20 protein-coding genes are annotated in these 23,593 nt (G+C 64.8%); 8 read left to right on the forward strand and 12 right to left on the reverse strand.

What is annotated here, in order from left to right; translation table 11 throughout:
* From EN955_RS13255 to EN955_RS13295, 9 genes are all read right to left on the reverse strand, one after another.
* The gene (locus EN955_RS13255; protein ID WP_024504755.1) at nucleotides 1-2,067 is read right to left on the reverse strand and encodes a 3-hydroxyacyl-CoA dehydrogenase NAD-binding domain-containing protein; all 2,067 of its coding nucleotides are present in this window, start codon (nucleotides 2,065-2,067) and stop codon (nucleotides 1-3) included.
* A 137-nt stretch (nucleotides 2,068-2,204) separates the two neighbouring features.
* Nucleotides 2,205-3,152, reverse strand: coding sequence for an ABC transporter permease (locus EN955_RS13260; RefSeq protein ID WP_127223425.1), 948 nt, complete (start codon nucleotides 3,150-3,152; stop codon nucleotides 2,205-2,207).
* Between the two features lie 3 nt (nucleotides 3,153-3,155).
* The gene (locus tag EN955_RS13265; RefSeq protein ID WP_024504757.1) at nucleotides 3,156-4,136 is read right to left on the reverse strand and encodes an ABC transporter permease; all 981 of its coding nucleotides are present in this window, start codon (nucleotides 4,134-4,136) and stop codon (nucleotides 3,156-3,158) included.
* A gap of 1 nt (nucleotide 4,137) precedes the next feature.
* Nucleotides 4,138-5,607: a sugar ABC transporter ATP-binding protein gene (locus EN955_RS13270; RefSeq protein ID WP_024504758.1), complete on the reverse strand. Its 1,470-nt coding sequence runs from the start codon at nucleotides 5,605-5,607 to the stop codon at nucleotides 4,138-4,140.
* A 48-nt stretch (nucleotides 5,608-5,655) separates the two neighbouring features.
* Nucleotides 5,656-6,669, reverse strand: a complete 1,014-nt coding sequence (locus EN955_RS13275; protein ID WP_024504759.1) for an ABC transporter substrate-binding protein — start codon at nucleotides 6,667-6,669, stop codon at nucleotides 5,656-5,658.
* A gap of 96 nt (nucleotides 6,670-6,765) precedes the next feature.
* Nucleotides 6,766-7,656, reverse strand: coding sequence for an SMP-30/gluconolactonase/LRE family protein (locus tag EN955_RS13280; protein WP_024504760.1), 891 nt, complete (start codon nucleotides 7,654-7,656; stop codon nucleotides 6,766-6,768).
* 195 nt (nucleotides 7,657-7,851) lie between these two features.
* A complete protein-coding gene (locus EN955_RS13285; protein ID WP_224618920.1) occupies nucleotides 7,852-8,820 on the reverse strand; it encodes a YihY/virulence factor BrkB family protein in 969 nt (322 codons plus the stop codon).
* A gap of 114 nt (nucleotides 8,821-8,934) precedes the next feature.
* Nucleotides 8,935-9,657: a response regulator transcription factor gene (locus EN955_RS13290; RefSeq protein ID WP_127218946.1), complete on the reverse strand. Its 723-nt coding sequence runs from the start codon at nucleotides 9,655-9,657 to the stop codon at nucleotides 8,935-8,937.
* Nucleotides 9,657-10,937: a histidine kinase gene (locus EN955_RS13295; RefSeq protein ID WP_024504763.1), complete on the reverse strand. Its 1,281-nt coding sequence runs from the start codon at nucleotides 10,935-10,937 to the stop codon at nucleotides 9,657-9,659. The genes EN955_RS13290 and EN955_RS13295 overlap by 1 nt, the downstream gene beginning before the upstream one ends.
* 325 nt (nucleotides 10,938-11,262) lie before the next feature.
* Here EN955_RS13295 and EN955_RS13300 point away from each other — a divergent pair, with 325 nt between their 5' ends.
* The 8 genes from EN955_RS13300 (at nucleotide 11,263) to EN955_RS13335 (ending at nucleotide 20,639) form a co-directional block, all read left to right on the forward strand.
* Nucleotides 11,263-13,695 carry a glucan 1,4-alpha-glucosidase gene (locus EN955_RS13300; protein ID WP_024504764.1) on the forward strand — a complete coding sequence of 811 codons (2,433 nt, stop codon included), beginning with the start codon at nucleotides 11,263-11,265 and terminating at the stop codon, nucleotides 13,693-13,695.
* A gap of 34 nt (nucleotides 13,696-13,729) precedes the next feature.
* Entirely contained in the window at nucleotides 13,730-14,743 is a 1,014-nt protein-coding gene (gnd, locus tag EN955_RS13305; protein WP_024504765.1) for a phosphogluconate dehydrogenase (NAD(+)-dependent, decarboxylating), read from the forward strand.
* A gap of 22 nt (nucleotides 14,744-14,765) precedes the next feature.
* On the forward strand, nucleotides 14,766-16,142 hold the full coding sequence (gene zwf / locus EN955_RS13310) for a glucose-6-phosphate dehydrogenase (RefSeq protein WP_024504766.1): 1,377 nt from the start codon (nucleotides 14,766-14,768) through the stop codon (nucleotides 16,140-16,142).
* A gap of 13 nt (nucleotides 16,143-16,155) precedes the next feature.
* Nucleotides 16,156-16,875, forward strand: coding sequence for an ROK family protein (locus EN955_RS13315; protein ID WP_024504767.1), 720 nt, complete (start codon nucleotides 16,156-16,158; stop codon nucleotides 16,873-16,875).
* A gap of 216 nt (nucleotides 16,876-17,091) precedes the next feature.
* Nucleotides 17,092-17,553 carry a MucR family transcriptional regulator gene (locus EN955_RS13320; protein ID WP_013528917.1) on the forward strand — a complete coding sequence of 154 codons (462 nt, stop codon included), beginning with the start codon at nucleotides 17,092-17,094 and terminating at the stop codon, nucleotides 17,551-17,553.
* Nucleotides 17,554-17,777: 224 nt separating this feature from the next.
* Nucleotides 17,778-18,878: a pyridoxal phosphate-dependent aminotransferase gene (locus EN955_RS13325; RefSeq protein ID WP_024503035.1), complete on the forward strand. Its 1,101-nt coding sequence runs from the start codon at nucleotides 17,778-17,780 to the stop codon at nucleotides 18,876-18,878.
* Nucleotides 18,879-19,040: 162 nt separating this feature from the next.
* A complete protein-coding gene (locus tag EN955_RS13330) occupies nucleotides 19,041-20,279 on the forward strand; it encodes an MFS transporter (RefSeq protein WP_024503036.1) in 1,239 nt (412 codons plus the stop codon).
* A gap of 51 nt (nucleotides 20,280-20,330) precedes the next feature.
* On the forward strand, nucleotides 20,331-20,639 hold the full coding sequence (locus EN955_RS13335; RefSeq protein ID WP_024503037.1) for an NIPSNAP family protein: 309 nt from the start codon (nucleotides 20,331-20,333) through the stop codon (nucleotides 20,637-20,639).
* 100 nt (nucleotides 20,640-20,739) lie between these two features.
* Here EN955_RS13335 and EN955_RS13345 read toward each other — a convergent pair whose 3' ends face one another.
* Genes EN955_RS13345 through EN955_RS13355 form a run of 3 tightly spaced genes read right to left on the reverse strand, consistent with a single transcriptional unit; the run spans nucleotide 20,740 to nucleotide 23,589 of the window.
* The gene (locus tag EN955_RS13345) at nucleotides 20,740-21,453 is read right to left on the reverse strand and encodes a glutamine amidotransferase (protein WP_024503038.1); all 714 of its coding nucleotides are present in this window, start codon (nucleotides 21,451-21,453) and stop codon (nucleotides 20,740-20,742) included.
* Nucleotides 21,454-21,468: 15 nt separating this feature from the next.
* Entirely contained in the window at nucleotides 21,469-21,948 is a 480-nt protein-coding gene (locus EN955_RS13350; protein WP_013528912.1) for a TerB family tellurite resistance protein, read from the reverse strand.
* 36 nt (nucleotides 21,949-21,984) lie between these two features.
* Complete coding sequence (locus EN955_RS13355; RefSeq protein ID WP_024503039.1) at nucleotides 21,985-23,589, reverse strand: heme biosynthesis protein HemY; 1,605 nt, start codon at nucleotides 23,587-23,589, stop codon at nucleotides 21,985-21,987.
* Nucleotides 23,590-23,593: the final 4 nt, after the last annotated feature.

Below are 23,593 nucleotides of genomic sequence, written 5' to 3' on the forward strand. Positions count from 1 at the left end.
CTAACCGCCGGCTTCCCACGACCCGGTCTCGGCCATCCGCTTCAGCAACCGCGCCGGCTTGAACACATCCTTGCCCGTCCGTTGATGCCAGTATTCGAGCCGCTCGATGATCCTGGCCGGACCTTCAAGGCCAACCCAGAACATCGGTCCGCCCTTGCCGATGGGAAAGCCGTAGCCATTGACCCAGACGACATCGATGTCGGACGCACGGGCCGCTATGCCTTCCTCCAGGATCTTGGCGCCCTCGTTGATCAGGGGGTAAAGCGTGCGCTCTACGATTTCCTCCGCACTGATCGCACGCGGTGCGATACCGTTCTCGGCGGCCTTGTCGCGGATCAGCGCTTCAACCTCGGGATCCGGCACTGGCGTGCGCGCGCCAGCCTCATAGAGATAAAAACCCCGACCGGTCTTCTGGCCGAAGCGTCCTTGTTCGCACAGCGTGTCGGCGATCACGGCTTTCTGGCCGCGTGCCTTGCGGTTGCGCCAGCCAATGTCGAGGCCGGCGAGATCGCCCATTTGGAACGGCCCCATCGGCCAGCCGAAATCGGTGAACACCTGGTCGATCTGGCTGGGCGTTGCGCCTTCCAGAAGAAGCGCTTCCGATTCCGAGCCCCGCGCGGCAAGCATGCGGTTGCCGACGAAGCCGTGGCAGACGCCGACCACGACGGCCACCTTGCCGATCCGCCTCGCCAGGTCGACTGATGTCGCCAGCGCATCGGGCGCGGTCTTCTCGGCGCGCACGATCTCCAAGAGCTTCATGACATTGGCCGGCGAAAAGAAATGCAGGCCGAGCACATCCTGCGGCCGCGAGGTCGAGGCAGCGATTTCGTTGATGTCGAGATAGGAGGTGTTGGTGGCCAGGATCGCGCCGGGCTTCGCCACGGCTTCGAGCTTGCCGAACACTTCCTTCTTGACCGCCATGTCCTCGAACACCGCCTCGACGATCAGGTCGCAATCGGCGAGATCGGCATAGTCGGTGGAGCCCTTGAACTGGGCGAGCCGCTCCCGCTTGGCGTCTTCGCTGAGCGAACCGCGCGTGACGGACACCGAGTAGTTCCTGTCGATGGTCGCCAAGCCGCGTTGCAGGGCCTCGTGGCTGGTTTCCAGCAAAATCACGGAATAGCCGCCATTGGCGAAGGCCATGGCGATGCCGCCGCCCATCGTACCGGCGCCGATGACGCCGACGCGGGCGATCCTGCGCTTGACGACGTCTTTTCCTGGAAGCTTTGCCGCCTCACGTTCGGCGAAGAACAGATGGCGCTGCGCCCGCGATTGGTCGCTGGCGACCAGCTTGACGAACAGCGCACGCTCTGCCGCCAGTGCCGCATCGAACGGCAGCGTGACGGCATTGCGCACCGACTGCGCGCAAGCGATCGGCGCCTCGAGGCCGCGCGCTTTCCTGGCAAGATCCGCAGCCCCGGCGTCGAACGCCGCGAGATCAGTCTGCTTGAGACCATCATTGCGATCGCGCACCGGCGTGAAGGGACCGCCCTTGCGGGCGATTTCCCCAGCGAAGTTCACGGCATGCGTGGTCAGATCGCCTTCGAAGACGGCATCGACGAGACCGGCGGCGTGCGCCTCGGTCGCGCCGATCGGCGCACCTGAGACGATCATCTTCAACGCCTTCACCGCGCCGACAAGGCGCGGCAGCCGTACCGTGCCACCGCCACCCGGCAGCAGGCCGAGTTTGACTTCCGGCAGGCCGAGCTTGGCGCCGGCATCGGCAACACGGAAATGGCAGCCCAGCGCCAGCTCCAGCCCGCCACCGAGCGCGGTGCCGTGGATGGCTGCGACCGTCGGCTTGGCGATGGTTTCCAGCGTCGCCACGATGGCGCGCAGTTCGGGCTGCTGCATCGGCTTGCCGAACTCGGTGATGTCGGCGCCGGCGACAAAGGTCCGGCCGGCGCATGCAATGACGATGGCGGCAACCGACGCATCGTCGCGCAATTCGACCAGCGCCTGCATCAGCGGTTCGCGGACATGGAAGCTCAGCGCGTTGACCGGCGGATTGTCGATGGTGACGACGGCAACGTCGCCGTCGCGGCTGACCTTCACAAAATCGGACACGCAAACCTCCCAGCATTATTCAGCGGCCGTGGCCACGCGAACGGGATTTACAGCGCCATAACGTCGAAGGGAACCGGATGTCGGCCTGGCACAATGATTACAGGCCTTGAAGGTGTCTGGGACGACGAAGGCGGAGGCTACCGCAGCGCCTTCTGCCCGCCCGCCGCCGTGATCACCCCGACAATGATCAGCCCCGTCAGCAGCAACCGCACCCCGGCGCTCACCCCAAACGTGTTGAGCATGGTCAAAAGCAGCACCAGGAACAAAGCCGCGCCCCAGGCACCGGGGACATTGGCCTTGCCGCCGGCGACCGACGTGCCGCCGATGACGACGACGGCGATCGAGGCCAGCAGGTATTCGTTGCCAATGTCGACATTGGCGCCGCGGAAATAGCCGGCGAGCAGCGCGCCGTCGATGCCGCCGAGCGCGCCCGACAGCGTGTAGGTGAGGAAGCGGATGCGGCCGACATTGACACCGGCCAGCCACGCCGCGCGAATGTTCTGGCCGATCGCCAGCACCGAGCGGCCATAGATCATACGCTGCAGCGCGATGGCCGCGCCGACGGTGAACAATACCGTGAGGATCGCCAGCACCGGAATGCCCAGCACCTGCCAGTTGGCGAAATCGGCGAAGCCCGGCGGCGGCTTGATCTGCAGCCCGCGGCCATAGCTGATGTCGATCGACTGGATGATGAAGCTGGCCGATAGCGTGGCGATGATCGGCGGGATGCGCAGCGCCCAGATCAGCAGGTAGTTGGCGGCGGCGATCGCCGCCCCGCAGGCAAGTGCCGCCAAAAGCCCGACCGCGATCATGGAATCGTTGCCGTCCATCACCTTCATCGCGACGGCGCTGGCAAGGCCGATATTGGCCGGCAGCGACAGGTCGACATTGCCTGGTCCCAGCGTGATGACGAACATCTGGCCGACGCCGACAATGACGGTGAATACCGCCAGCGAAAGGGCTGCCGTCACCATGCCACCCCCGCCATAGCCGCCGGTGAAGGCGATCGTCGCCAGCCACACCAGCAAGGCGCCCATGAACGACCAGATCCAGGGTTTGGTAAGCAGCGATCTCACCGATGTCATCGCTCACCTCTCCTTGCGGCTGATCAGCACGCGCGCCGCCAGCACGATGATCAGGATGGCGCCGTTGGCGGCCACCTGCCAGTCGGGTGGAATGTGCATGAAGGTGAGCAGCGGCGAGGCGGCCAGCGCCAGCGTCAGCGCGCCGATCACCGCACCGATCGGCGACACCCGGCCGCCGACGAATTCGCCGCCGCCGAGGATGACGCCGGCGATCGCCAGCAGCGTGTAGCCATTGCCGATATTGGCATCGGCCGAGGTGGTGATGCCGATCAGCGCCATGCCGGACAGCACGCCGAACAGGCCGGCGAGCGCAAACAGCACAATCTTGGTTCGGAGCAGCGACCAGCCGGCGCGACCGAGTGCCGCCGGATTGCCGCCCGAGCCGCGCAAGATCACGCCATAGGAGGTGCGCATCAGGCCGAAATGGACGATGAGGCCGATCAGCAGCGCGGCGATGATCGGAAACGGCACGAAAGGCGGCTTGAACGCCATCAGCCCGAGCAGCCAGTCCGGCGCCTTGCCGCCCGGTTTGGGCAGGACGAGAATCGCGAGCCCCTGCCAGACGAAGCTCATGCCGAGCGTCACCACGATGGACGGCAGGTTGCGCAGATGGATCAGTGCGCCGAGCAGCGCATAGACGCCGATCGATCCGAGCAGGATGGCGGCGCCGATGAGCGGCGCGTCCTTCAGCCAGGTCGCGGTGACACAGCCGACGAAGCCGACGAAAGTGCCGATCGACAGGTCGAGCTCGTTTCCGGCAATGACGAACATCTGCGCGATCGTCGCCAGCGCGATCGGGATCGCCAGGTTCAGCATCAGGCTGAAGCCGAAATAGCTGATGGCGCGCGGGTTGAGCCAGGCGATGGCGAGCAGCACCAGCGCCAGCGACAGCGCCGGCAGCAGCCCACGCAGCAGGCGGGCGCGGGCCAGCGCGCCACGTTCGGCGGAAGTCCTGGCAGCGGTGTCGAGGCTGGCGGCCGTCATCTCAGGCCGCGTCGCCGAAGGAGGACTGGATGATCTTCTCTTCGGTCAACTCGTCGCGACGCAGATTGGCGACGATGCGGCCGTTCTTGAAGACATAGATGTGGTCGCAATTGTCGAGCTCTTCGGTTTCCGTGGTGTACCAGAGGAAGGTACGGCCTCGGGCAGCCTCCTCGCGCACGAGGTCGTAGACCTCCAGCTTGGTGCCGATGTCGACGCCGCGCATCGGGTCGTCCATCAGCACGATCTGTGCATCCGAGCCGAGCGCACGCGCAAACAGCGCCTTCTGCTGGTTGCCGCCCGATAGCGAGAAAATGTTGTTGTTCATATCAGGCGTACGGATGCCGATCTTCTTCTGCCAGAATGCAGCAAGCTCGGCCTCACGCTGCGGCGAGATCAGCAGCCCGCTGCGCAGCCGCGCCAGCGAGCGGATGCCGATGTTCTCAGCAATCGACCATTGCGGAAAGATGCCGTCCGACTGGCGGTCGCCAGCCACCAGCGCCACCGGCGCTGTCACCTCGATGCCGGCCCGGGCGCGCGATGCCCCGCTAAAGATCGCCAGCAGCAGGTCTGTCTGGCCATGTCCGGCAAGCCCGGCAAGGCCGATGATCTCGCCGGCGCATGCGACAAGATCGGTGCCGTCCTTTTGCGCGGCGGGCCGCGCCCGGACCCTCAGCGGACTGGCGGCGGGCTTGGCGGCAGCGATTTGCGCCGCGATCTTCTGGCGCGCCTCCGCGCCGCCCATCGCCGTCACCAGCCGGTCGCGGTCGAATGCATCCGCGGCGTCGGCGACAACCACCTTGCCGTCGCGCATCACCACGATGCGGTCGGCGTTGCGCAGCACCTCGCCCAGCACATGCGAGATCAGGATGCAGCTTTTGCCGCCGGCGACGAAGCGGCGCACGAAGGCCAGCAACTGGCCGGCTGTGTGCGCGTCGAGCGACGATGTCGGCTCGTCGAGGATGACGAGGTCGAGCCGGTCCTGGGTGACCGTGAAGGCGCGCGCCACCTCGACCATCTGACGCCGGCCGATCGACAGGTCGGCGACGATGTCCGACGCCGAGATGCTGTGGCCCGGAAAGATCTCGTCGAGCTTGGCGGCAATCAGATCCGCCGCCTTTCGCCGCCAACCGAAGCCGCGCAGCGACGCGTGGTTGATGCGTGTGTTCTCGGCGACGCTGAGATTGGGGCACAGCGACAGCTCCTGGAAGACGCAGCGTATGCCGAGCTGCTGCGCCCGCGACACCGAATAATTGTCCTCGATGGCGCCATGCACGCCGATCTGTCCGCTGTCGGGAACCAGCGTGCCCGCCACCATGTGCATCAGCGTCGATTTGCCGGCGCCATTGTGGCCGACGAGGCCGACGCACTCGCCGGGGCCGACGTGAAAATCCACGCCGGCCAGAGCGCGAACGGCGCCGAAATGCTTTTCGGCGCCGTTCAGTCTGATGATGTCAGCGTTATCCCTGGGCATGCTCAACGATACTCGCTTGGCTATACGGACGGCAACGCTGGCCGACACTCACTTGATGTTGGCTTTGATGGCCGCGATCGCGTCTTCCTGCGTGTATTCGTGGCTGGCGACGCCGCCCTTGGGGATCTTTGGCAGCTCGGCCTCGAAATCGTCCTGGGTGAAGGCCAGATACGGCACCAGCAGGTCATGCGGGATGTCGGTGCGGCCGTCGAGCACCTGCTGCGCCACCCAGAAGGCGAGCGACGACACGCCGGGCGCGATCGACGCCGACCAGGTCTGGTAGCCGTCCTTGTCCTTCTGCTCCTTCCACCACTGCAACTCGTCCTGGCGGTTGCCCATGATGATGGTCGGGCGCGGCTTGCCAGCGGCGGCGAAGGCCTGTGCGGCGCCGTAACCGTCGCCGCCCTGGTCGACGACGCCGACGATGTCGGGCAGCGACGGCAGGATGGTCGCCACCGCCTTTTGCGCCGTCGTCTGGTCCCAGTCGCCGGTCACCGAACCGACGATCTTGAACTCGGGATGGGCGGCGACGCCTTCGAGGATGCCGGCATGGATGGCATCATCAATCGAGGTGCCGGCAAGGCCGCGGATTTCAAGCAGATTGCCGCCCTTGGGCTGGAACTTGGCCATCTGCTCGACTTCCTGCTTGCCCATGTCCTTGAAGTCGACGACGACGCGGTAGGCGCAAGGCTCGGTCACGGTGCCATCGAAGGAGACGACGACGATGCCGGCATCGCAGGCCTGCTTGATGGCGCCGTTGAGCGCATCCGGCGAGGCAGCGTTGATGACGATCGCGTCATAGCCCTGCAGGATCAGGTTCTGCACCTGCGCCGCTTGCGTCGGCACCTCCTTGTCGGCGGTGGTGAAGATGTCGGCCGCGCCGACCACTTTGTCGGCGACCGCCTTCTTGGTGACGATGCCATAGCTGTCGAGCATCGCCTGCCGCCAGGAATTGCCGGCATAATTGTTGGAAAAAGCAATCTTCTTGCCACTGGTGTCGGCCAGCGCCGTGCCCGAAGCGAACATTGCCGCCAGAGCGCCCAGAACGAACAGTTTCTTCATGTCGTTATCCTCCCAGATGTGTTGACTGCTGCATTCCCACCGGCTTTGACCCCGGCCTCACTCCCAACTCTGATTTGAGCACGGATTGTCGCGAGCTCAAAACAGTCTCAATCCCGGCACGCGCACCCTGAGCCGGTACAGCGACGTCGACGCGGCAATGTAGAGGCTTTGCAAATCGTCGTCGCCGAAGGTGAAATTCGCGCAATCTTCAGGCGTCCGGATGACGCCAAGAATGGTGCCCGACGCGTCGAAAATGTGGATGCCGCCGGGTCCGGTGCAGTAAAGATTGCCGCGGCTGTCGATCTTCATGCCGTCGGGCGCTCCCGGCCCCTCGCCCTCGGTTACTGCCCACACCGCGCCGCCATTGAGGTCGCCATTGGCTTCGACGCCGAACACCCTGATGTGCCCGCGTTCGGTGTCGTTGATGAACAGCCGCGACTCGTCCAGCGAAAAGCACAGCCCGTTCGGCTGCCCGAAATCGTCGGCCAGCAATGTCAGCCGGGCGCCGTCGCCATCGATGCGGTAGACGCCCTGGAACGGCAGCTCCTGCGGGCGTGGCACGCCATAGAACTCCCTCCGGCCATAGCCCGGATCGGTGAAGTAGATCGATCCGCCGGTGGCAACGACGATATCGTTCGGGCTGTTGAGCTGCTTGCCCTGATGGTGCGTGGCAAGCACTGTTGCGCTGCCGTTGGGCTCGGCGCGGGTCACGCGGCTCGTTGCGTGCTCGCAGGTGACCAGCCGCCCCTGGCGGTCCAGCGTGTTGCCATTGGCCTTGTGGCTCGGCTCGCGGAACAGCTCGATCTCGCCCTCGGCACTGCGGCGATACATCCGGCTTTCCGGAATGTCGGAGAAGACCAGCCATTTCTCATAGGGATGCCAGACCGGCCCTTCGAGGAAGCCGAAGCCGCTCGCCACCATCTCAATGGTCGCATCGCCGACGACGTCGTCGAAACCGGAATGACGCGCACGCGCCGGCACCGACATCATCGGCTCCCGGCGCGAACAGCCGTGCTACTCCGCATGGTGACGAATGGCATGAGCGCTTCCCGATACAGTCTTCTTGTTGGGGCAGAGCGTAGGCGCGGTCCCGACGAGCCGATACGGGTCAAAGCGCACGGGCGACTGTGCATTTGCACAGTCGCCCGTGCCTATCGAGCGTAGAATACCGGCGACGTCAGATCAGGGCCGGCGAACACTTCGCAAAAGCGCGGTCAAGGTTGCGCTCGCGCAAGCCACCGCCACGAGCACGACAACGCCGGCAGAGTTGGATTTTTGCCCTGCGCGAAATGAGTCGTGCTGCGCGGGCAGAGGGCTGTGAACCAACCTCTTCAGATCGGACCGGCTGCCGTGGCGAACGGAATAGGCGCGCGTGAACTCGGCACCGAGGAGGAAAATCTCCGACGAGTAGTAAACCCAGAGCAATATCACGAGCAGTCCGCCGGCGGCGCCATACGACGACGCAATCGCGCTGGTGCCGATATACCAGCCGATAAGCGATTTTCCCAATGTGAACAGGGCCGCGGTCCCGACAGCGCCAATTGCCACATCGCGCCATTCCAGGGTTCGATCGGGCAAAACCTTGTAAATGGCGGCAAACATCACGGCGATAAGCGCAAACGAAACGACGCCGTTGATCCCGCTGAGTATGATCGTTCCGAACGGCAGATGGGCGTTGATGAAAGCGCCCAGTGCCGAAATCGCGGCGCTTGCGATGAGAGAGACCAGCAACAGGAACCCGAGTGCGGCCACCAACCCCAGACTGGCGGCCCGTGCCCTCACCAGACGCGACAGGGAATTGCCTTGCGGTTCGATCTTCCAGATTGTGTTCAACGACTGCTGCATTTCGCCGAAGACGCCAGACGCGGCCACCAGCAAGGTGACCAGCCCTATGATCGCGGCCCAGGTGCCGTACAGCCTGCCGGATGCACTTTCCAGCGCAGTCTTGAGGAGATCGGCGCTTTCCGGTCCCATCAGCCCTGATATCTGCGCGGACAAGGCCAATTGTGCGGCATCGTGGCCGAAGACGAGACCAGCAATCGCAACCACGATCAGCAAGATCGGCGCCAGCGAGGTGGCGGCATAAAAGGCCATCGCCGCACCATGGCTGAGCGCATTGTCGTCGATGAAACCGACGACGCTTTCACGCACCAGGTGCCATGAATCTGCAAATGAGGGTCGCACTTCGGTACCGCAGGCGTTGAGTTGGCGTTCACTAGCAATGCACCGGACCTTCCGATGTTCCGGCTTGTGGCCGCCGCTGTTTCAGTGCTCCGCCAGCCAGGCATCGAGCCGGTCCTGTTCGCGGCGCAGCGCGTCGATGTTGATCAGGCCACGCGCCATGGCGAGATAGATCGCCCGCGTCCGCGAGTTGAACACGGAAGCATCGCCGGCGCCGTCCTCCGCCGGCACGATGCCGAGCTTGTCGTAGCAGTGCTTGATGCGGCTCTGCGCACCACGGATCGACAGGCCGCGCCGTGCCGCGATCGCCCGGTCGGTCAGGCCGAGCGCGATGTCGATCAGGCTTTCATATTCGCCGTCGGTGATGCCCTCGAACTTGTCCTGAACGCGATGCTGGATGCCGCGGATCTCGCGGTCGATGATGCAGTGGCCTTCGCGGAAAACCCCGCGCAGGGCGGACCGCATGCCTTCCTCCGTCGCCGATTTCAGCACATAGCCGTAGACAGAGCCGGGAGGGACGATGCGCGCCACGCCGCGCACATAGGCTTCGTCGGCGAAATTCGACCAGAACAGGATGTGCGTGCCGGCGCGGCGGTTCCAGATCGCCCTGGCAACTTCGATTCCCGTCGCCTTCGGCATCTGCAAATCGAGCACGACATGCAGTGGCTCGCGCTCAGTCGCCAGGTTGATGGCGTCCTCGCCGTCGCTCGCTTCGATCACCTCGACGTCACCGGGCCACAATTGCTCCACCGTTCGCCGCGCGAAGCTACGGTGCAGCCCGTCATTCTCGGCGATCATCACAAGCATCACATGGCCTCCGATACGGCGAGTTCGCCAGGCATTGTTGCAGCCGCCGCCAGTTCCCGTGATGGCTGGCGGTCGATCTCGACGACGACACGGGTGCCGCCGTTCTTGCGGCCGGCCTGGCCGATGCGCAGCCGCGCCCCGATAAGGGCTGCCCGCGTGTGCATATGGCCGATGCCGCCATACGCGGCCGGGTCAACGGCGCCGCAGCCCTGGCCGTCATCCGTGACGATCACCCGCAGCACGCTCGCGGTCGACGCCAGCAGCACGTCGATGCGGTGCGGCGCGGCATGGCGAACGGCATTGTTGATCGCTTCCTGCACGATCCGGTAGAGCGCGGTCCGCACTGGCTCCGACAGGGTGTCGGCGCCGCCGTCGCTGGTGTCGGCGATGCGTACGGCGATCGGCGGCTTGGCCCTGGCGACGCTGCGGTTGAGATGCGCCTCGACCGCATCGCGCAGGCCGAACAGTTCAAGCACGCTCGGCCGCATGTCGTCGACGATGTGGCGCAGTTCCGTCAGGCAGCCGGCGACCTCCTTCTCGAGATCGGCAAGCTGTGCTGCCCGCGCCACGCCCTGGCCGCGAAGTGCCGAGAGCTGGCGCGCGATCCGGGCGAGATCGGCAAGCGTCTGGTCGTGCAGGTCCATGGCCATGCGCCGGCGTTCGCGCTCCATGCCTTCGGTCAATTGCGAGGCGCCGACGCGCAGCAGCTCGACGCGGTTTCGCGCCTCGCTCTCGGCCAGCATGGCGCGGCGCGCCTCCTCGGTCTGGATCAGCGCGAAGATGTAGGGCGCGATCAGGTCGGCGCATTGCTGCGCGACCGCGACGTCGGCAAGCGTGTAGCATTCGACCTCGTGCCGGCTGATGTTGAGCGCGCCGATGATGCCGCCGCGCGCCCTGAGCGGCACGACGATGCGGCTGCGCAGCCTGGCGGCGAAGATCGGACCATCGATAGCGGTGGCGAAATGGAACCGCTCGTCGCTCAGCGCGTCGTCGGCGAGCAGATAGGGGACTTCGCCCCACAGCACCGAGCGGATCGGGCTGACTTCGGTCGGCAGCGGATGCTGGGCAAGCTCGCTCCAGCTGGTGTGGAAGCCGGCTTCGTAACAGGCGTGCCGGCGCCCATCATGCGACAGCACCGCCAGATCCATGTGGTCGTGCGGGATGAGCGAGCCGATCTCGATGGCTGTCGCGCGGAACGCCGTGCCGGGATCGATATGGCCGGCAAGCGCCCGCGATATCGCCAGCAGCCGGTCGATCAGGACCAGGGACACTTCCGCCATTGCTTTCACGATCCTCCCGTGCCGGGAAATAGTGGACGCATGCCGCCGCCGCTGTCAACGACGGCGCCTTTGGACATAGGAATTTTTTCTTGACCCGGTGACCTCAGCTATGGTACATTTTCGTCCATGGTGCTGATTTGCGCCGGTGACCCGCCGCACTGGCGGGTTTTTCGTTTGCTGCTCCGTCAGCGCAGGCGAAAGCTCCGAAGAAACCCGTTGGCCCTAGTTCGTTGCCCTGCCGTCGGCCCGCCGATCAACTTGCGGTGCAATGATTGTAAAGGGTTCGCGTCATGGTCTAGGGAGGAGGCCAGGAGACCGAAACAGAATGCCAGTGACGCCAAACGTTGCTCCGGGCGCCCCGGGAATTCCGGCGCGCTGGACGTCAAGCGCCAAGAGCGGCGTCGGAACGTCGCTTTCGCCGGCCGGCCGGATCTGGTTCACGATCAGCCACGGCATCCTCAACGAAATCTACTATTCGCGCGTCGACAGTGCCTGCACCCGCGACCTCGGCCTGATCGTCACCGGCGCCGCCGGCTATTTCTCGGAAGAGAAGCGCGATGCCACGCACAGCATCGAACCGTTCGAGGACGGCGTACCCGCCTACCGGCTGGTCAACACGGCGAACGACGGCGCCTGGCGGATCGAAAAGCGCATCCTCGCCGATCCGGCGCGCCCGGCGCTGCTGCAGGAGATCACCTTCACGGCGCTGAGGGGCGCCGCTGACGATTATCGCGTCTACGCGCTTCTGGCGCCGCATCTGGTCAATGCCGGCATGGGCAACACCGCCTGGGTCGGCGAGCACGAGGGAAAGCCCGTGCTGTTCGCCTCGGGGCGCGGCTCCTGCCTGGCGCTGGCCTCGTCGCTGCCCTGGCGGACCGGCTCGGCCGGCTATGTCGGTTTTTCCGACGGTTGGCAGCAACTGCACAACACAGGCGAGCTCGATGCTGCATACCAGCGGGCCGAGGACGGCAATGTCGCGCTGACCGGCGAGATCGGCTTTTCCGCGGCCAGGACCAAGGCTTTGCTGGCGCTGGGATTTGGCGCGACGCCCGAGGAGGCTGCGGAACATGCTTTCGCCAGCCTGAAGCAGGGTTTTGAACCCGCGGCGAACTCTTACCTCCAGAACTGGCGCAACTGGCAAAAGGGCTTGCTGCCGCTCGACCGGCACGCGGTGCCCGGGACCAACTTCTATCGCGTCTCGACGGCGGTACTGGCGACGCACCGGTCGATCGCCACACCGGGCGCCGCGGTCGCCAGCCTGTCGATCCCGTGGGGCTTCGACAAGGGCGACGACGACCTCGGCGGCTACCATCTGGTCTGGCCGCGCGATCTGGTCGAGACGGCCGGCGGCTTTCTTGCTGCCGGCGACGCCGCCTCGGCGTTGCAAATCCTCGACTATCTCGGCTCCATCCAGCAGCCGGATGGCCACTGGCCGCAGAACGCCTGGCTCGACGGATCGGCCTATTGGCCCGGCATCCAGATGGACGAATGCGCCTTTCCGCTGCTGCTGGCCGAAGCTTTGCACCGCGCCGGCCATTTGCCGCACGCCAGGCTCGCAGTCTTTCTGCCGATGATCGAGCGCGCCGCCGGCTTCGTCGTGCGCAACGGGCCGGTCACCGGCGAGGACCGCTGGGAAGAGGATGCCGGCTACAGCCCGTTCACGCTCGCCGTCGAAATCGCCGCACTGCTTGCCGCAGCCGACCTGCTCGACGCCTGTGGCAAGCCGGACGCGGCGACCTATCTGCGCGAGACATCAGACGTCTGGAACGACCAGGTCGAGCGCTGGACCTACGTCACCGGCACGGCGATCTGCGGTCAAGTCGGCGTCGAAGGCTACTATGTCCGCATAGCACCACCCGACAGCGCCGAGGCCGGTTCGCCGAAGGACGGCTATGTCCCGATCAAGAACCGGCCACCCGGCGACACCAACCGGCCGGCCGAGCAAATCGTCAGTCCGGATGCGCTTGCACTTGTCCGCTTCGGCCTGCGGGCGGCCGACGACCCGCGCATGACAGACACGGTCAAGGTCATCGACGCGCAATTGCGCTGCGATCTGCCGCAAGGGCCGCTCTGGTATCGCTACAACGGCGACGGCTATGGCGAGCATGAAGATGGCGCACCTTTCGACGGCACCGGCCAGGGTCGCCCCTGGCCGCTGCTGGCCGGCGAACGCGCCCACTATGAGCTGGCGGCCGGGCGTAGGGAAAAGGCAGCCAGCCTGCTGGCAGCGCTGGAAGGCTCGGCCGGACCGGGCGGCCTGTTGCCGGAGCAGGTCTGGGACGGCGCCGATATGCCGGAGCGCGAACTGCTGCACGGCCGCCCCTCGGGCAGCGCCATGCCGCTGGTCTGGGCGCATTCGGAGCATATCAAGCTGTTGCGCTCGCTGCGCGACGGCGCGGTCTTCGACATGCCGCCGCAAGGCGTCAAGCGGTATATCGAGGCCAAGACAGTGTCGCCGTTCCGGACATGGCGGTTCAACAACAAGATCCGCACGGTCCCGGCCGGCAAGACACTGCGCGTCGAACTGTTGGCTCCGGCTACAGTCCATTGGAGCACCGACAACTGGGCGACCGCCCACGATAGCCAGACGGTGGAGAACGATTTCGGCATCCATCTTGCCGATCTGGCCGTCTCTGGCCTTCCCAAGGGAAGCACGCTGACCTTCACTTTTTTCTGGCCCGGGGCCGGCGATTGGGAGAATGTCGACTTCTCCGTCATCTCAGGCGACCAGGACAGCCAGCAGACCTTCCCTCGATAACCCCGCAAATCTCCTAGAAAACAGGGACGAAACCATGCAGATCGGAATGATGGGACTGGGCCGGATGGGCGCCAACATGGTCCGGCGCCTGATGCGCGACGGCCACGAATGCGTCGTCTACGACATCAACCCGGCCAGCGTCGCGGCCCTGGTGACCGACGGCGCGTCAGGGGCGGCCTCGATGGAAGAATTCATCGGCAAGCTGGCCAAGCCGCGCTGTGTGTGGCTGATGCTGCCGGCGGCGATCACCGGCAGGATCATCGACCAGGTGGCGGCCCTGATGGAGCCCGGCGACATCGTCATCGACGGCGGCAATTCCTATTATCACGACGCCGTCGACCAGGCCGCGAAACTGGCCGGCAAGGGCATCCATCTTGTCGATGTCGGCACCAGCGGCGGCGTCTGGGGCCTGGAGCGTGGCTACTGCCTGATGATCGGCGGTCCCGACGTGGCGGTGCAGCACCTCGATTCGATCTTCGCCACGCTGGCGCCGGGCGCCGATGCCGGCTCCAATCCGTCCAGGGATGCCGGGACCGCGCCCTTCGGCTATCTGCATTGCGGACCGAGCGGCGCCGGCCACTTCGTCAAGATGGTGCACAACGGCATCGAATATGGCGTCATGGCCGCCTATGCCGAAGGCATGAACATCCTGAAATCGGCCAATGCAGGCAAGCGGCAACGGACGGCGGACGCCGAGACCAGCCCGCTGGAAAACCCGCAATACTACCAGTTCGACATCGACCTTCCCCAGGTGGCCGAGGTCTGGCGGCATGGCAGCGTTATCGGCTCCTGGCTGCTCGACCTGACGGCCGGCGCCTTGAAAAGCGATCCGAGCCTGGTGAATTTCGGCGGCCGCGTCTCGGATTCCGGCGAAGGACGCTGGACGCTGAAGGCGGCCATCGACACCGGCGTACCGGCTCCGGTGCTGTCCTCGGCGCTGTTCGACCGCTTCTCCTCGCAGGGCGAATCCGAATTCGCCGACAAGCTGCTCTCCGCCATGCGCTATGCCTTTGGCGGCCATGTCGAGAAGCCGAAGGCCGGCAAGTGAGGACAGCGGGGGAGACACGCGCATGAGCCAGGAACGGTCCGACACGCTGGTGCTCTTCGGGGCAACCGGCGACCTCGCCCACAAGAAGATATTTCCAGCCCTTTACCAGATGGTCGCCAAGGGCACGCTTACCGAACCGGTGATCGGCGTCGCCTTCGATGCCTGGGACCTCAAGCAATTGCAGGCGCGCGCACGTGACGGCATCGTCAATGCGCTCGGCAAGATCGACGAAAAAGCGTTCGCCAAATTCGCCTCGCTGCTGCGCTACGTCAGCGGCGACTACCGCGACGGAGCGACGTTCGAGAAGCTGAAGAGCGCGCTCGGCACCGCACAGCGGCCGCTGCACTACATGGCGGTGCCGCCGACCATGTTCGAGACCGTCGTCCAGGGGCTGGAGCAGTCGGGCACCGCGCATGGCGCGCGGCTGATGGTGGAAAAGCCCTTCGGTCACGATCTGCAATCGGCGCGCTGGCTGAACCGGGTCCTGCATCTGGTGTTCGACGAGCAGTCGATCTTCCGCATCGACCACTACCTGGGCAAGGAAGCGATCCAGAACCTGCTCTATTTCCGCTTCGCCAATTCCTTCCTCGAGCCGATCTGGAACCGCAACTACGTCGAGAGCGTGCAGATCACCATGGCCGAGGATTTCGGCGTCGAGGGACGTGGCCGCTTCTATGACGATGTCGGCTGCATCAGGGACGTCATCGAGAACCATCTGCTCAACATCCTGTTGCTGCTTGCCATGGAGCCGCCTGTCGGCCGCTCTGCCGACGATCTGATCGACGAAAAGGTGCAGGTGCTGCGCGCGATCAGGACGCTGACCAAAGACGATGTCGTGCGCGGCCAGTTCACCGGCTATCTCACTGAACCCGGCGTGGCGCCGAACTCGCCCGTCGAGACCTTCGCGGCGGTGCGTTTCTTCGTCGACACCTGGCGCTGGCAGGACGTGCCGTTTTTCATCCGCGCCGGCAAGAACATGCCGGTGCATGTCACCGAAGTGGTGGTGCGGCTGAAGCGGCCGCCGCTCGATGTCTTCGATCCGATCAAGCCCGCCGACCAGAACTACGTCCGCTTCCGCATCGACCCACAGGTGGTGATCGCCATCGGAGCACAGCGCAAGGCGCCGGGCGACGACATGATCGGCGAGCAAGTCGAACTGACGGCGCTCGACGACTCGAAGGGCGACATGCCGCCCTATGAACGCTTGATAGGCGACGCCATGAACGGCAACGGCCAGCTGTTCACCCGCCAGGACGCCAGCGAACTGGCCTGGCGCATCGTCGGCCCGGTGCTTGGCGACACCACGCCGCCGCACCTCTACGAGCCGCTGACATGGGGACCGGCGGACGTCATGGCCGGGTTCGGGCCACCCAATGGCTGGATCGATCCGGTGAAGTGAGAGGAACCACGCGATGGCCAAGGCAGTGAAGCAACCAGCATCGGGCACCGGGACGCCAGATACTGAAAAGATCGTGCTCACGATCGACATCGGCGGCTCGCACGTCAAGATCCTCACCAGCGCCGGCGGCGCGGAGCGCCGCGCCGATTCGGGGCCGGGGCTGACGCCGCAACAGATGATCGATACCGTGAAGGAGCTCGCCGAAGGCCTGTCCTACGACGTCGTCTCGATGGGCTATCCCGGCCCGGTCAACCACAACAGGCCGCTCGCCGACCCCGCCAATCTCGGCAAGGGCTGGGCTGGATTCGACTTTGCGGGCGCGTTCGGCAAACCGGTGAAAGTGGTCAATGACGCGCTGATGCAGGCCATCGGCAGCTACGAGGGCGGGCGCATGCTGTTCCTCGGGCTCGGCACCGGGCTCGGTGCGGCGATGATTGCCGACAACGTCGCCCAACCGATGGAACTCGCGCATCTGCCCTACAAGAAGGGCAAGAGCTTCGAGGATTATGTCGGCGAACGCGGCCTGGAAAAGCGCGGCAAGAAGAAATGGCGCAAATACGTCTTCGACGTCGTCGACCGGCTCCGTGCCGCCATGCAGCCTGACTATGTCGTCATTGGTGGCGGCAACGTCGACAAGCTCGATGAATTGCCCGCCGACTCCAGGCGCGGCGACAACACACGCGCCTTCGAAGGCGGGTTTCGTTTGTGGCGCGACAAGGCGCTGATAGTCTGATACTGTTATTGTTTAATATAGTTGTTCAAAATAACGTGTGACCTGCCATCAAGTCGTTGCAATACGCAGATTTGCCGACTAGGAATTCCGCGCTACAACAACGCCAATTCGTCCCGTGGACGCACGAAGGACGCCATAGCATTTTGATTTCGCGCATGATCCTTTCCGGAAGTCGAATCCGATTTTCAGGTCATTCGCTGTAGACGGAGAAATAGAGTGACCGACGATAGCAACAGTGCCCGTAAAGACATCGATCTGCTCGAGCTGACCGCCCACATCGTGTCCGCTTACGTCGAGAAGAACCGCTTGCCTGCCTCCGGCCTGGCCGACCTCATCGCCAGCGTCAGCGCGTCGATAAGCGGGCTCGGCAAGCCTGCGGTCCCGGTGGCTGCCCCGCTGGTCCCGGCGGTCAATCCCAAGAAGTCGGTGACGCCCGATTTCATCATCTGCCTCGAAGACGGCAAGAAGTTCAAATCGCTGAAGCGTCACATCGGTGTGCATTTCGGCCTGACGCCGGACGCCTATCGCGCCAAATGGGGCTTGCCGTCGGACTATCCGATGGTCGCTCCCAACTACGCGGCCTCGCGTTCGCTGCTGGCGAAGTCGATCGGCCTCGGCCGCAAGGCCGCCCCCGTCAAGGCGCCCGCCAAGGGCAGGAAGGCCAAGGCCTCGGCCTGAACATTCAGTCCTGAGCCAACAGTTAGGACGACTGGAACAGAAGCCTGCCGGCGAATCCGCCTTGGCAGGCTTCCTATTTTTATGGCTTGGATAGGTGGACGGGTTCCTAGAGCAATTCCAGGAAAAGTGTGAAACGGTTTTCCGTCCGGAATTGCGTAAAAACAAGGAGTTAGAGCGGGTCGCCGTTTCCGTGAAACGGTGAACTGCTCTCGGGGGAGTAAGCCATGAACTACACCAGGATGGTGATCGAGAAAGAGGCGCCGGAAGAATACGGCTACGACCGTATCCGCTTCAATCTTTCCGAAAGCTCGATCGCCGACCAGAAGCTCTCCGACATCGGCCTGTCGCTGCCCGATCTCACGCTTTTCTATGGCGAGCATCGCGGCGACAAGCAATTGCGTGCACTGATATCGGCGCAGAATGCGGGCATTTCGCCGGATGATGTGCTGGTCACCGCCGGTGCCGCCGGCGCACTGTTCATCATCTCGACCTCGCTTTTGTCGGCCAACGACCATCTCGTCGTCATTCGGCCCAACTACGCCACCAACATCGAAACCCCAAGGGCGATCGGCTGCGCCATCAGCTTTGTCGACCTGGCATTCGAGGAAGGCTTCGCCATCGATGTCGAACGCGTCAAGGCCGCGATTCGGCCGGACACGAAGCTGATCAGCGTCACCTGCCCCCACAACCCGACCGGCACGATGATGAGCCGAGCCGAGCTCGATGCGCTGGTGGCGCTTGCCGAGGCTCGCGGCTGCCATCTGCTGGTCGACGAGACCTATCGCGACCTCTCCTACGGCAGGCGGCTGCCGACGGCTGCCTCGCTCAGCCCGAAGGCGATCAGCGTCTCGTCATTGTCCAAGGCCTTCGGCATTCCCGGCATCCGCATCGGCTGGCTGATCACCAAGGATGCGGTGCTTCAGGAAAAATTCCTCGCCGCAAAGGAGCAGATCGGCATCTGCGGCAGCGTCATCGACGAAGGCATTGCCCGCGGCATGCTCGAGCGCCGGGACGCCTTCCTGGCGACACTGCTGCCCGAAATGGCCAAGCGCCGCGACATCGTCCAGGCCTGGATCGACCGCGAACCGCTGATCGACTGGATCAGGCCCGAAGGCGGTGTCGTCGGCTTCCCGCGCCTCGATGTCGAACCCGGCTTCGACCTCGACCGGTTCTATGCGAACCTGCTGGAGAACCATGGAACCTATGTCGGACCCGGCCACTGGTTCGAGATGGAAAAACGCTTCTTCCGCGTCGGCTTTGGCTGGCCGACGGAAGCCGAATTGCGCGGCGGCCTCGACGCCATCTCCGTCGCGCTGCGGCAGTAACTTCCGCGTGCCGGCGATGGAGCAGGCTGAAAATTCCTTGATCCAGCACTGATTTTGACGCATATCCGCGGCGAACTGAGCTAAAAGTTCCGCCAGCCGGACCAGCGCCCATCGTGGAAGTGCCCCGCCAGCTGACGCCACTGCAATGGGGCCTCTTAAATCATGACCGCCGAACAGATATCACCGGACCAGCGCTATGCCGCGTTCCGCCACCGCTCCTTCCTGAGTTATTGGGCGGCGCGTTTCCTCACCACATTCGCCACCATGATCGTGTCCGTCGCGGTCGGCTGGCAGATGTACGATTTGACCCGCGACCCGCTCGATCTCGGCCTGGTCGGCATCGTCCAGTTCCTGCCGTCGCTGCTTCTGGTGCTGGTCACCGGTGTCGTCGCCGACCGCTTCGGCCGCCGCCTGATCATGGCGCTGGCGGTCGTGGTGGAGGCGATGTGCGCGCTGGCGCTGCTGTTCCTGGCGCTGCGCGGCATCAGCGGGCCGCTGCCGATCTTCTGCGTGCTTGCCATGTTCGGCGTCGCCCGCGCCTTCTTCGGTCCGGCCTCCGCGTCATTGTTCGCCAATCTGGTGCCGCCTCAGGATTTCGCCAACGCCATCGCCTGGAATTCATCGGCCTGGCAGACGGCGACCATCGTCGGACCCGTCGCCGGCGGCCTGCTCTACGGCGTGTCGCCGGAAGCGGCCTACGGAACCGCCGCTGTCCTGATGCTTGTGTCCGGGCTGCTGATCTTCACCATCCCGAAGCCGTCGCAGCGCACCGAGTCGGACAAGCCGACGATGCAGCACCTGCTCGGCGGGTTCAGCTATATCTGGAGCGAGAAGATCGTGCTCGGCGCCATCTCGCTCGATCTGTTCGCCGTGCTTCTGTCCGGCGCCTCGGCGCTGCTACCGGTCTATGCGCGCGACATCCTCCAGCTCGGCCCGTGGGGCCTCGGCCTGCTGCGCTCGGCGCCCAGCATCGGCGCCATTTGCGTCGCCATCTGGCTGGCCGGGCATCCACTTCGCAACCACGCGGGCATGATCATGCTGGCCGCCGCAGCCTCGTTCGGCGCCTTCACCGTGGTTTTCGGCCTGTCGACCATCACCTGGCTGTCGATCGTGGCATTGGTCTTCCTTGGCGCCACCGATATGTTCAGCGTCTACATCAGGGAGACGCTGATCCAGCTGTGGACGCCCGACGAGGTGCGCGGCCGCGTCAACGCCGTCAACCAGGTCTTTGTCGGCGCCTCCAACGAGGTCGGCGAATTCCGGGCCGGCACGATGGCCGCGCTGATCGGCACGGTGCCGGCCGTGGTGATCGGCGGCATCGGCGCCATCGCCGTCGCGGGCCTGTGGATGGTGCTGTTCCCCCAATTGCGCAAGGTGCGCCACCTCAACGGGCGCAACTGATCTTCCCACGGTTGACAGCCGACATGCCTAGCCCATGCCACAGGAGCTCTCATGATCACTTGCTACCTGAAATACGTCATCGACCCCTACAAGCTTGCCGAGTTCGAAGATTATGGTCGTCGCTGGATAGCTCTGGTCAACCGCCTCGGCGGAAACCATCACGGCTATTTCCTTCCGAGCGAGGGGGCGAGCAACATCGCCTATGCCATGTTCAGCTTCCCGAGCCTTGCCGACTACGAGGACTATCGCAAACGGATGGCTGCCGACCCGGAATGCCAGGAAGTGTTCGAAATGGAAAAACGCAATCGCAGCATTCTCAGCTACGAGCGCAGCTTCCTGCGGCCGGTGCTCGAACCTTAATGCATGTCGCCCAAAAGTGGCCCCGGTTTTGGGAGAACGACATGCATGAAGACAAAGACCTAAAGCGGGTCGCCTGAAATCCGTTCAGACGACGGTTTAGCTATCTGCTCGACTTGCCGAAGATCATCCGCAAAAACTCGTCCAGCCAGCGCTTGAGATGCATGTCCCAGATCAGCCGGCCGCCGAGATGATCGCGGCCGGGCTGGGCACCGGGCAATTCGAAGCGATGCGCGCCGCGCACCACCCAGCGCTGCATCATCACCCTGGTCAGTTCGCCATGGAACTGGATGCCCCAGGCATTGTCGCCGTAGCGGAAGGCCTGGTTGGGATAGGTCTCGGCCGTCGCCAGCAGCGTCGCGTCCCTGGGCAGCGAAAAACCCTCGCGGTGGAACTGGTAGACCATCTCCGGCCAGTGCATCAGTTGCTTGCCGGCTTCGGTCGCCTTCAGGGGATACCAGCCAACCTCGACCAGCCCTTCACCATGACCCTCGACCTTGCCGCCGAGACAGTTGACCAGCATCTGCGCGCCGAGACAGATGCCGAGACATGGCCGGTTCTCCCTCAGCGGTATTTCCAGCCAGTTGGTCTCGCGGCGGACGAACTCGTCGTCGTCATTGGCGCTCATCGGGCCGCCGAACACCACCGTGCCGGCGTGGTCGTCCAGTGTTTCGGGCAAGGCGTCGCCAAGCGGCGGCCGGCGGATGTCGAGATCGAAACCTTCTTCCAGCAACATATGGCCGACACGTCCCGGGCTCGAACTCTCCTGATGCAGCACGATCAGGATCTTTGGCTTCGAACTCGTCTGGCGTGGCATGGGAAGGCGAAGATCCTATTCGTCGCTCGATGTTCCGGTGGCGCCGGGCGCGTGCGCCGCCGCCTTGCGGCGCGCCTCGACGCGATCGTGGCGTTCGACGCCGATCAGCTCGGCGACGCGCCAGACGGTGTTGTCCTCGAGCTCGTGCAACTCGCCGTCGGCATAGACGATTTCCCACATCAGGCCGATGAAGGCCTTGCGCGCATCGGCATCGAGATGGCGCTTCAGGACGCTGGTGAAGGCGTAGAGATCGATCGCCTCATTGTCGGCCCGCTCGCCGGCAGCGGCCAACGCTTCGAGTTCCGCGCCACTGATCGAATAGCTCTCGGCCAGCACCGCCTTGAACCGCTCCCACTCGACATCCTGGCGCACGCCATCGGCGTTCATCACATGGTAGAGCAGCGCCGAGGCGGCGACACGCGGATCGTCCGTGCTGGCATGCGTGCCGGCACCGGCCGGCAAATCCCTGAGAAACGACAGAACGCGTTCAAACATAGATCCATACCCCAACGGCCTGACGGCCTGCCCAACTCAAAACAACCGAAACCGGCGCGGCGATTTCTCCGCTTCCTCGTCCGGATCGACGCCGGGATCGTCCGGCAGCCGCGCAAGCTCCTCGGCCGGCTCGACGCCTTCGGCATCGCTCGGCACCGCGGCGAAGGCCGCTGCCGTGATCGGCCTGACATGATCTTCTTCGCGACTTTCAGCTTGCTTGCCCGCCGACGTCTCGCCACCGGCGTCGTCGATCACTTCGATCGGCCTTTTTTCGCTCGTCGGCTTTGCCAATGCTTCAATAACCGGTGCCGCACCCGCTGGCGCGTCATCATGGCTGTCGATCAACTGGCCAAGACGCTCCATCGGCGCGCGCCACTCGAAGGCGTCGAGCCGGCCGGTGATCGGCGATATCGGAGCCCAGCGTTCCGATACCACGCCGTCTGCGACCCAGGCCGGATCGCGCGGCGCCCGCACCGCCCTGGACAGCAGCTGCCGCACTTTGCCCTGATCGCCGGTCTCGGCCTCCTCGATGTCGGCGAGCAGCAGATAGGCGCCCTCGCGACGGTCCATCCGGATCGCCGCCTCGGCCTCGCGGCGGGCGGTCGCGAAATCCTGCGCGTCGAGCGCGGCGCGCGCCACCGTCATCGACGATTCGGCGTGGTTCTTCTTCATCTCCTGCAGCTTCTTCGCCCGGTTGAGGCGGTCGAGCACCGCGTCGCCCGGCCTTGCATGGGTATAGAGCTCGGCGATCTCCGGATGCGGCTCGGCCTTCCACGCCGCCTCGAGTATCTTCGAGCCCTTGCGCACATCGTTCTGCTTGAACAGTGCGGCCGCGGCGGCCACGGCGGCAGGCGCGAAATCGGGCCTGAGCTTGTTCGCCTCGATCGCGGCCGTTCTGGCGGCGGCGGGATCGCTGTCGGCAAGCGCCTGCGCCTTGGCGGTCAGCAGCACGGCGCGGCGGCGGTTGGCGGCATCGCGTTCGATCTGCCGTGTCGCTTTCTGCGCGTCGACCAGTTTCAGGGCGCCGTCCCAGTCGCCGCGCGCGGTCAGCTCTTCCAGCGTCGATTCCGCCGCCCAGGCCAGTTGCGGCGCCACAGCGGCGGCGCGGCCGGCATAATGCCTGGCGGCGTTGCGGTCGCCGAGCCGTTCGGCTTCCAGATAAAGCCCGCGCAAACCCAGCAGCCGCATTTCGGGATCGTCGAGCATGCTCTCGAATTTCTGCCGCGCGCCTTCATGATCGCCTTCGAGCAGCGACGCCTGCGCTTCGAGCAGGTGGATCAGCGGCTCCTGGTCGGAACGGATCAGCTTGGCGGCTTCCTTGGTCTTCTTGCGGGCCAGCGCGCCATCACCGGCGCCGGCGGCAATCATGCCGGTCGACAGCGCCTGATAGCCACGATCGCGGCGGCGGACACGGAAATAGCGCGAGATGGTGTAGGGGCTGTTCCACAGCGCCTTGAGCAGCCACCACAGGATCATCACCGCAGCGACCACGGCAACGACAGCCACCGCCGCCACCATCAGGCTGACCTGGTATTGATAGCCGTTGAAAGTGACGACCATGTCGCCCGGCCGGTCGGCCAGCCAGGCAAAGCCCAGCCCGAGCGCGAAAACGACGATGAGGAAGGCGAGCAGGCGGATCATTGTG

The sequence above is a fragment of the Mesorhizobium sp. M7A.F.Ca.CA.001.04.2.1 genome (assembly GCF_003998485.1).
GTDB classification, from domain to species: domain Bacteria; phylum Pseudomonadota; class Alphaproteobacteria; order Rhizobiales; family Rhizobiaceae; genus Mesorhizobium; species Mesorhizobium ciceri.

Excerpts from the sequence above, each read along its gene's own strand:
- EN955_RS13260 (WP_127223425.1), bottom strand. The coding sequence starts at position 3,152 with ATGACATCGGTGAGATCGCTGCTTACCAAACCCTGGATCTGGTCGTTC.
- EN955_RS13265 (WP_024504757.1), bottom strand. The coding sequence starts at position 4,136 with ATGACGGCCGCCAGCCTCGACACCGCTGCCAGGACTTCCGCCGAACGT.
- EN955_RS13270 (WP_024504758.1), bottom strand. The coding sequence starts at position 5,607 with ATGCCCAGGGATAACGCTGACATCATCAGACTGAACGGCGCCGAAAAG.
- EN955_RS13275 (WP_024504759.1), bottom strand. The coding sequence starts at position 6,669 with ATGAAGAAACTGTTCGTTCTGGGCGCTCTGGCGGCAATGTTCGCTTCG.
- EN955_RS13280 (WP_024504760.1), bottom strand. The coding sequence starts at position 7,656 with ATGTCGGTGCCGGCGCGTGCGCGTCATTCCGGTTTCGACGACGTCGTC.
- EN955_RS13290 (WP_127218946.1), bottom strand. The coding sequence starts at position 9,657 with ATGCTTGTGATGATCGCCGAGAATGACGGGCTGCACCGTAGCTTCGCG.
- EN955_RS13295 (WP_024504763.1), bottom strand. The coding sequence starts at position 10,937 with ATGGCGGAAGTGTCCCTGGTCCTGATCGACCGGCTGCTGGCGATATCG.
- EN955_RS13300 (WP_024504764.1), top strand. The coding sequence starts at position 11,263 with ATGCCAGTGACGCCAAACGTTGCTCCGGGCGCCCCGGGAATTCCGGCG.
- gnd (WP_024504765.1), top strand. The coding sequence starts at position 13,730 with ATGCAGATCGGAATGATGGGACTGGGCCGGATGGGCGCCAACATGGTC.
- zwf (WP_024504766.1), top strand. The coding sequence starts at position 14,766 with ATGAGCCAGGAACGGTCCGACACGCTGGTGCTCTTCGGGGCAACCGGC.
- EN955_RS13315 (WP_024504767.1), top strand. The coding sequence starts at position 16,156 with ATGGCCAAGGCAGTGAAGCAACCAGCATCGGGCACCGGGACGCCAGAT.
- EN955_RS13325 (WP_024503035.1), top strand. The coding sequence starts at position 17,778 with ATGAACTACACCAGGATGGTGATCGAGAAAGAGGCGCCGGAAGAATAC.
- EN955_RS13330 (WP_024503036.1), top strand. The coding sequence starts at position 19,041 with ATGACCGCCGAACAGATATCACCGGACCAGCGCTATGCCGCGTTCCGC.
- EN955_RS13335 (WP_024503037.1), top strand. The coding sequence starts at position 20,331 with ATGATCACTTGCTACCTGAAATACGTCATCGACCCCTACAAGCTTGCC.
- EN955_RS13345 (WP_024503038.1), bottom strand. The coding sequence starts at position 21,453 with ATGCCACGCCAGACGAGTTCGAAGCCAAAGATCCTGATCGTGCTGCAT.
- EN955_RS13350 (WP_013528912.1), bottom strand. The coding sequence starts at position 21,948 with ATGTTTGAACGCGTTCTGTCGTTTCTCAGGGATTTGCCGGCCGGTGCC.
- EN955_RS13355 (WP_024503039.1), bottom strand. The coding sequence starts at position 23,589 with ATGATCCGCCTGCTCGCCTTCCTCATCGTCGTTTTCGCGCTCGGGCTG.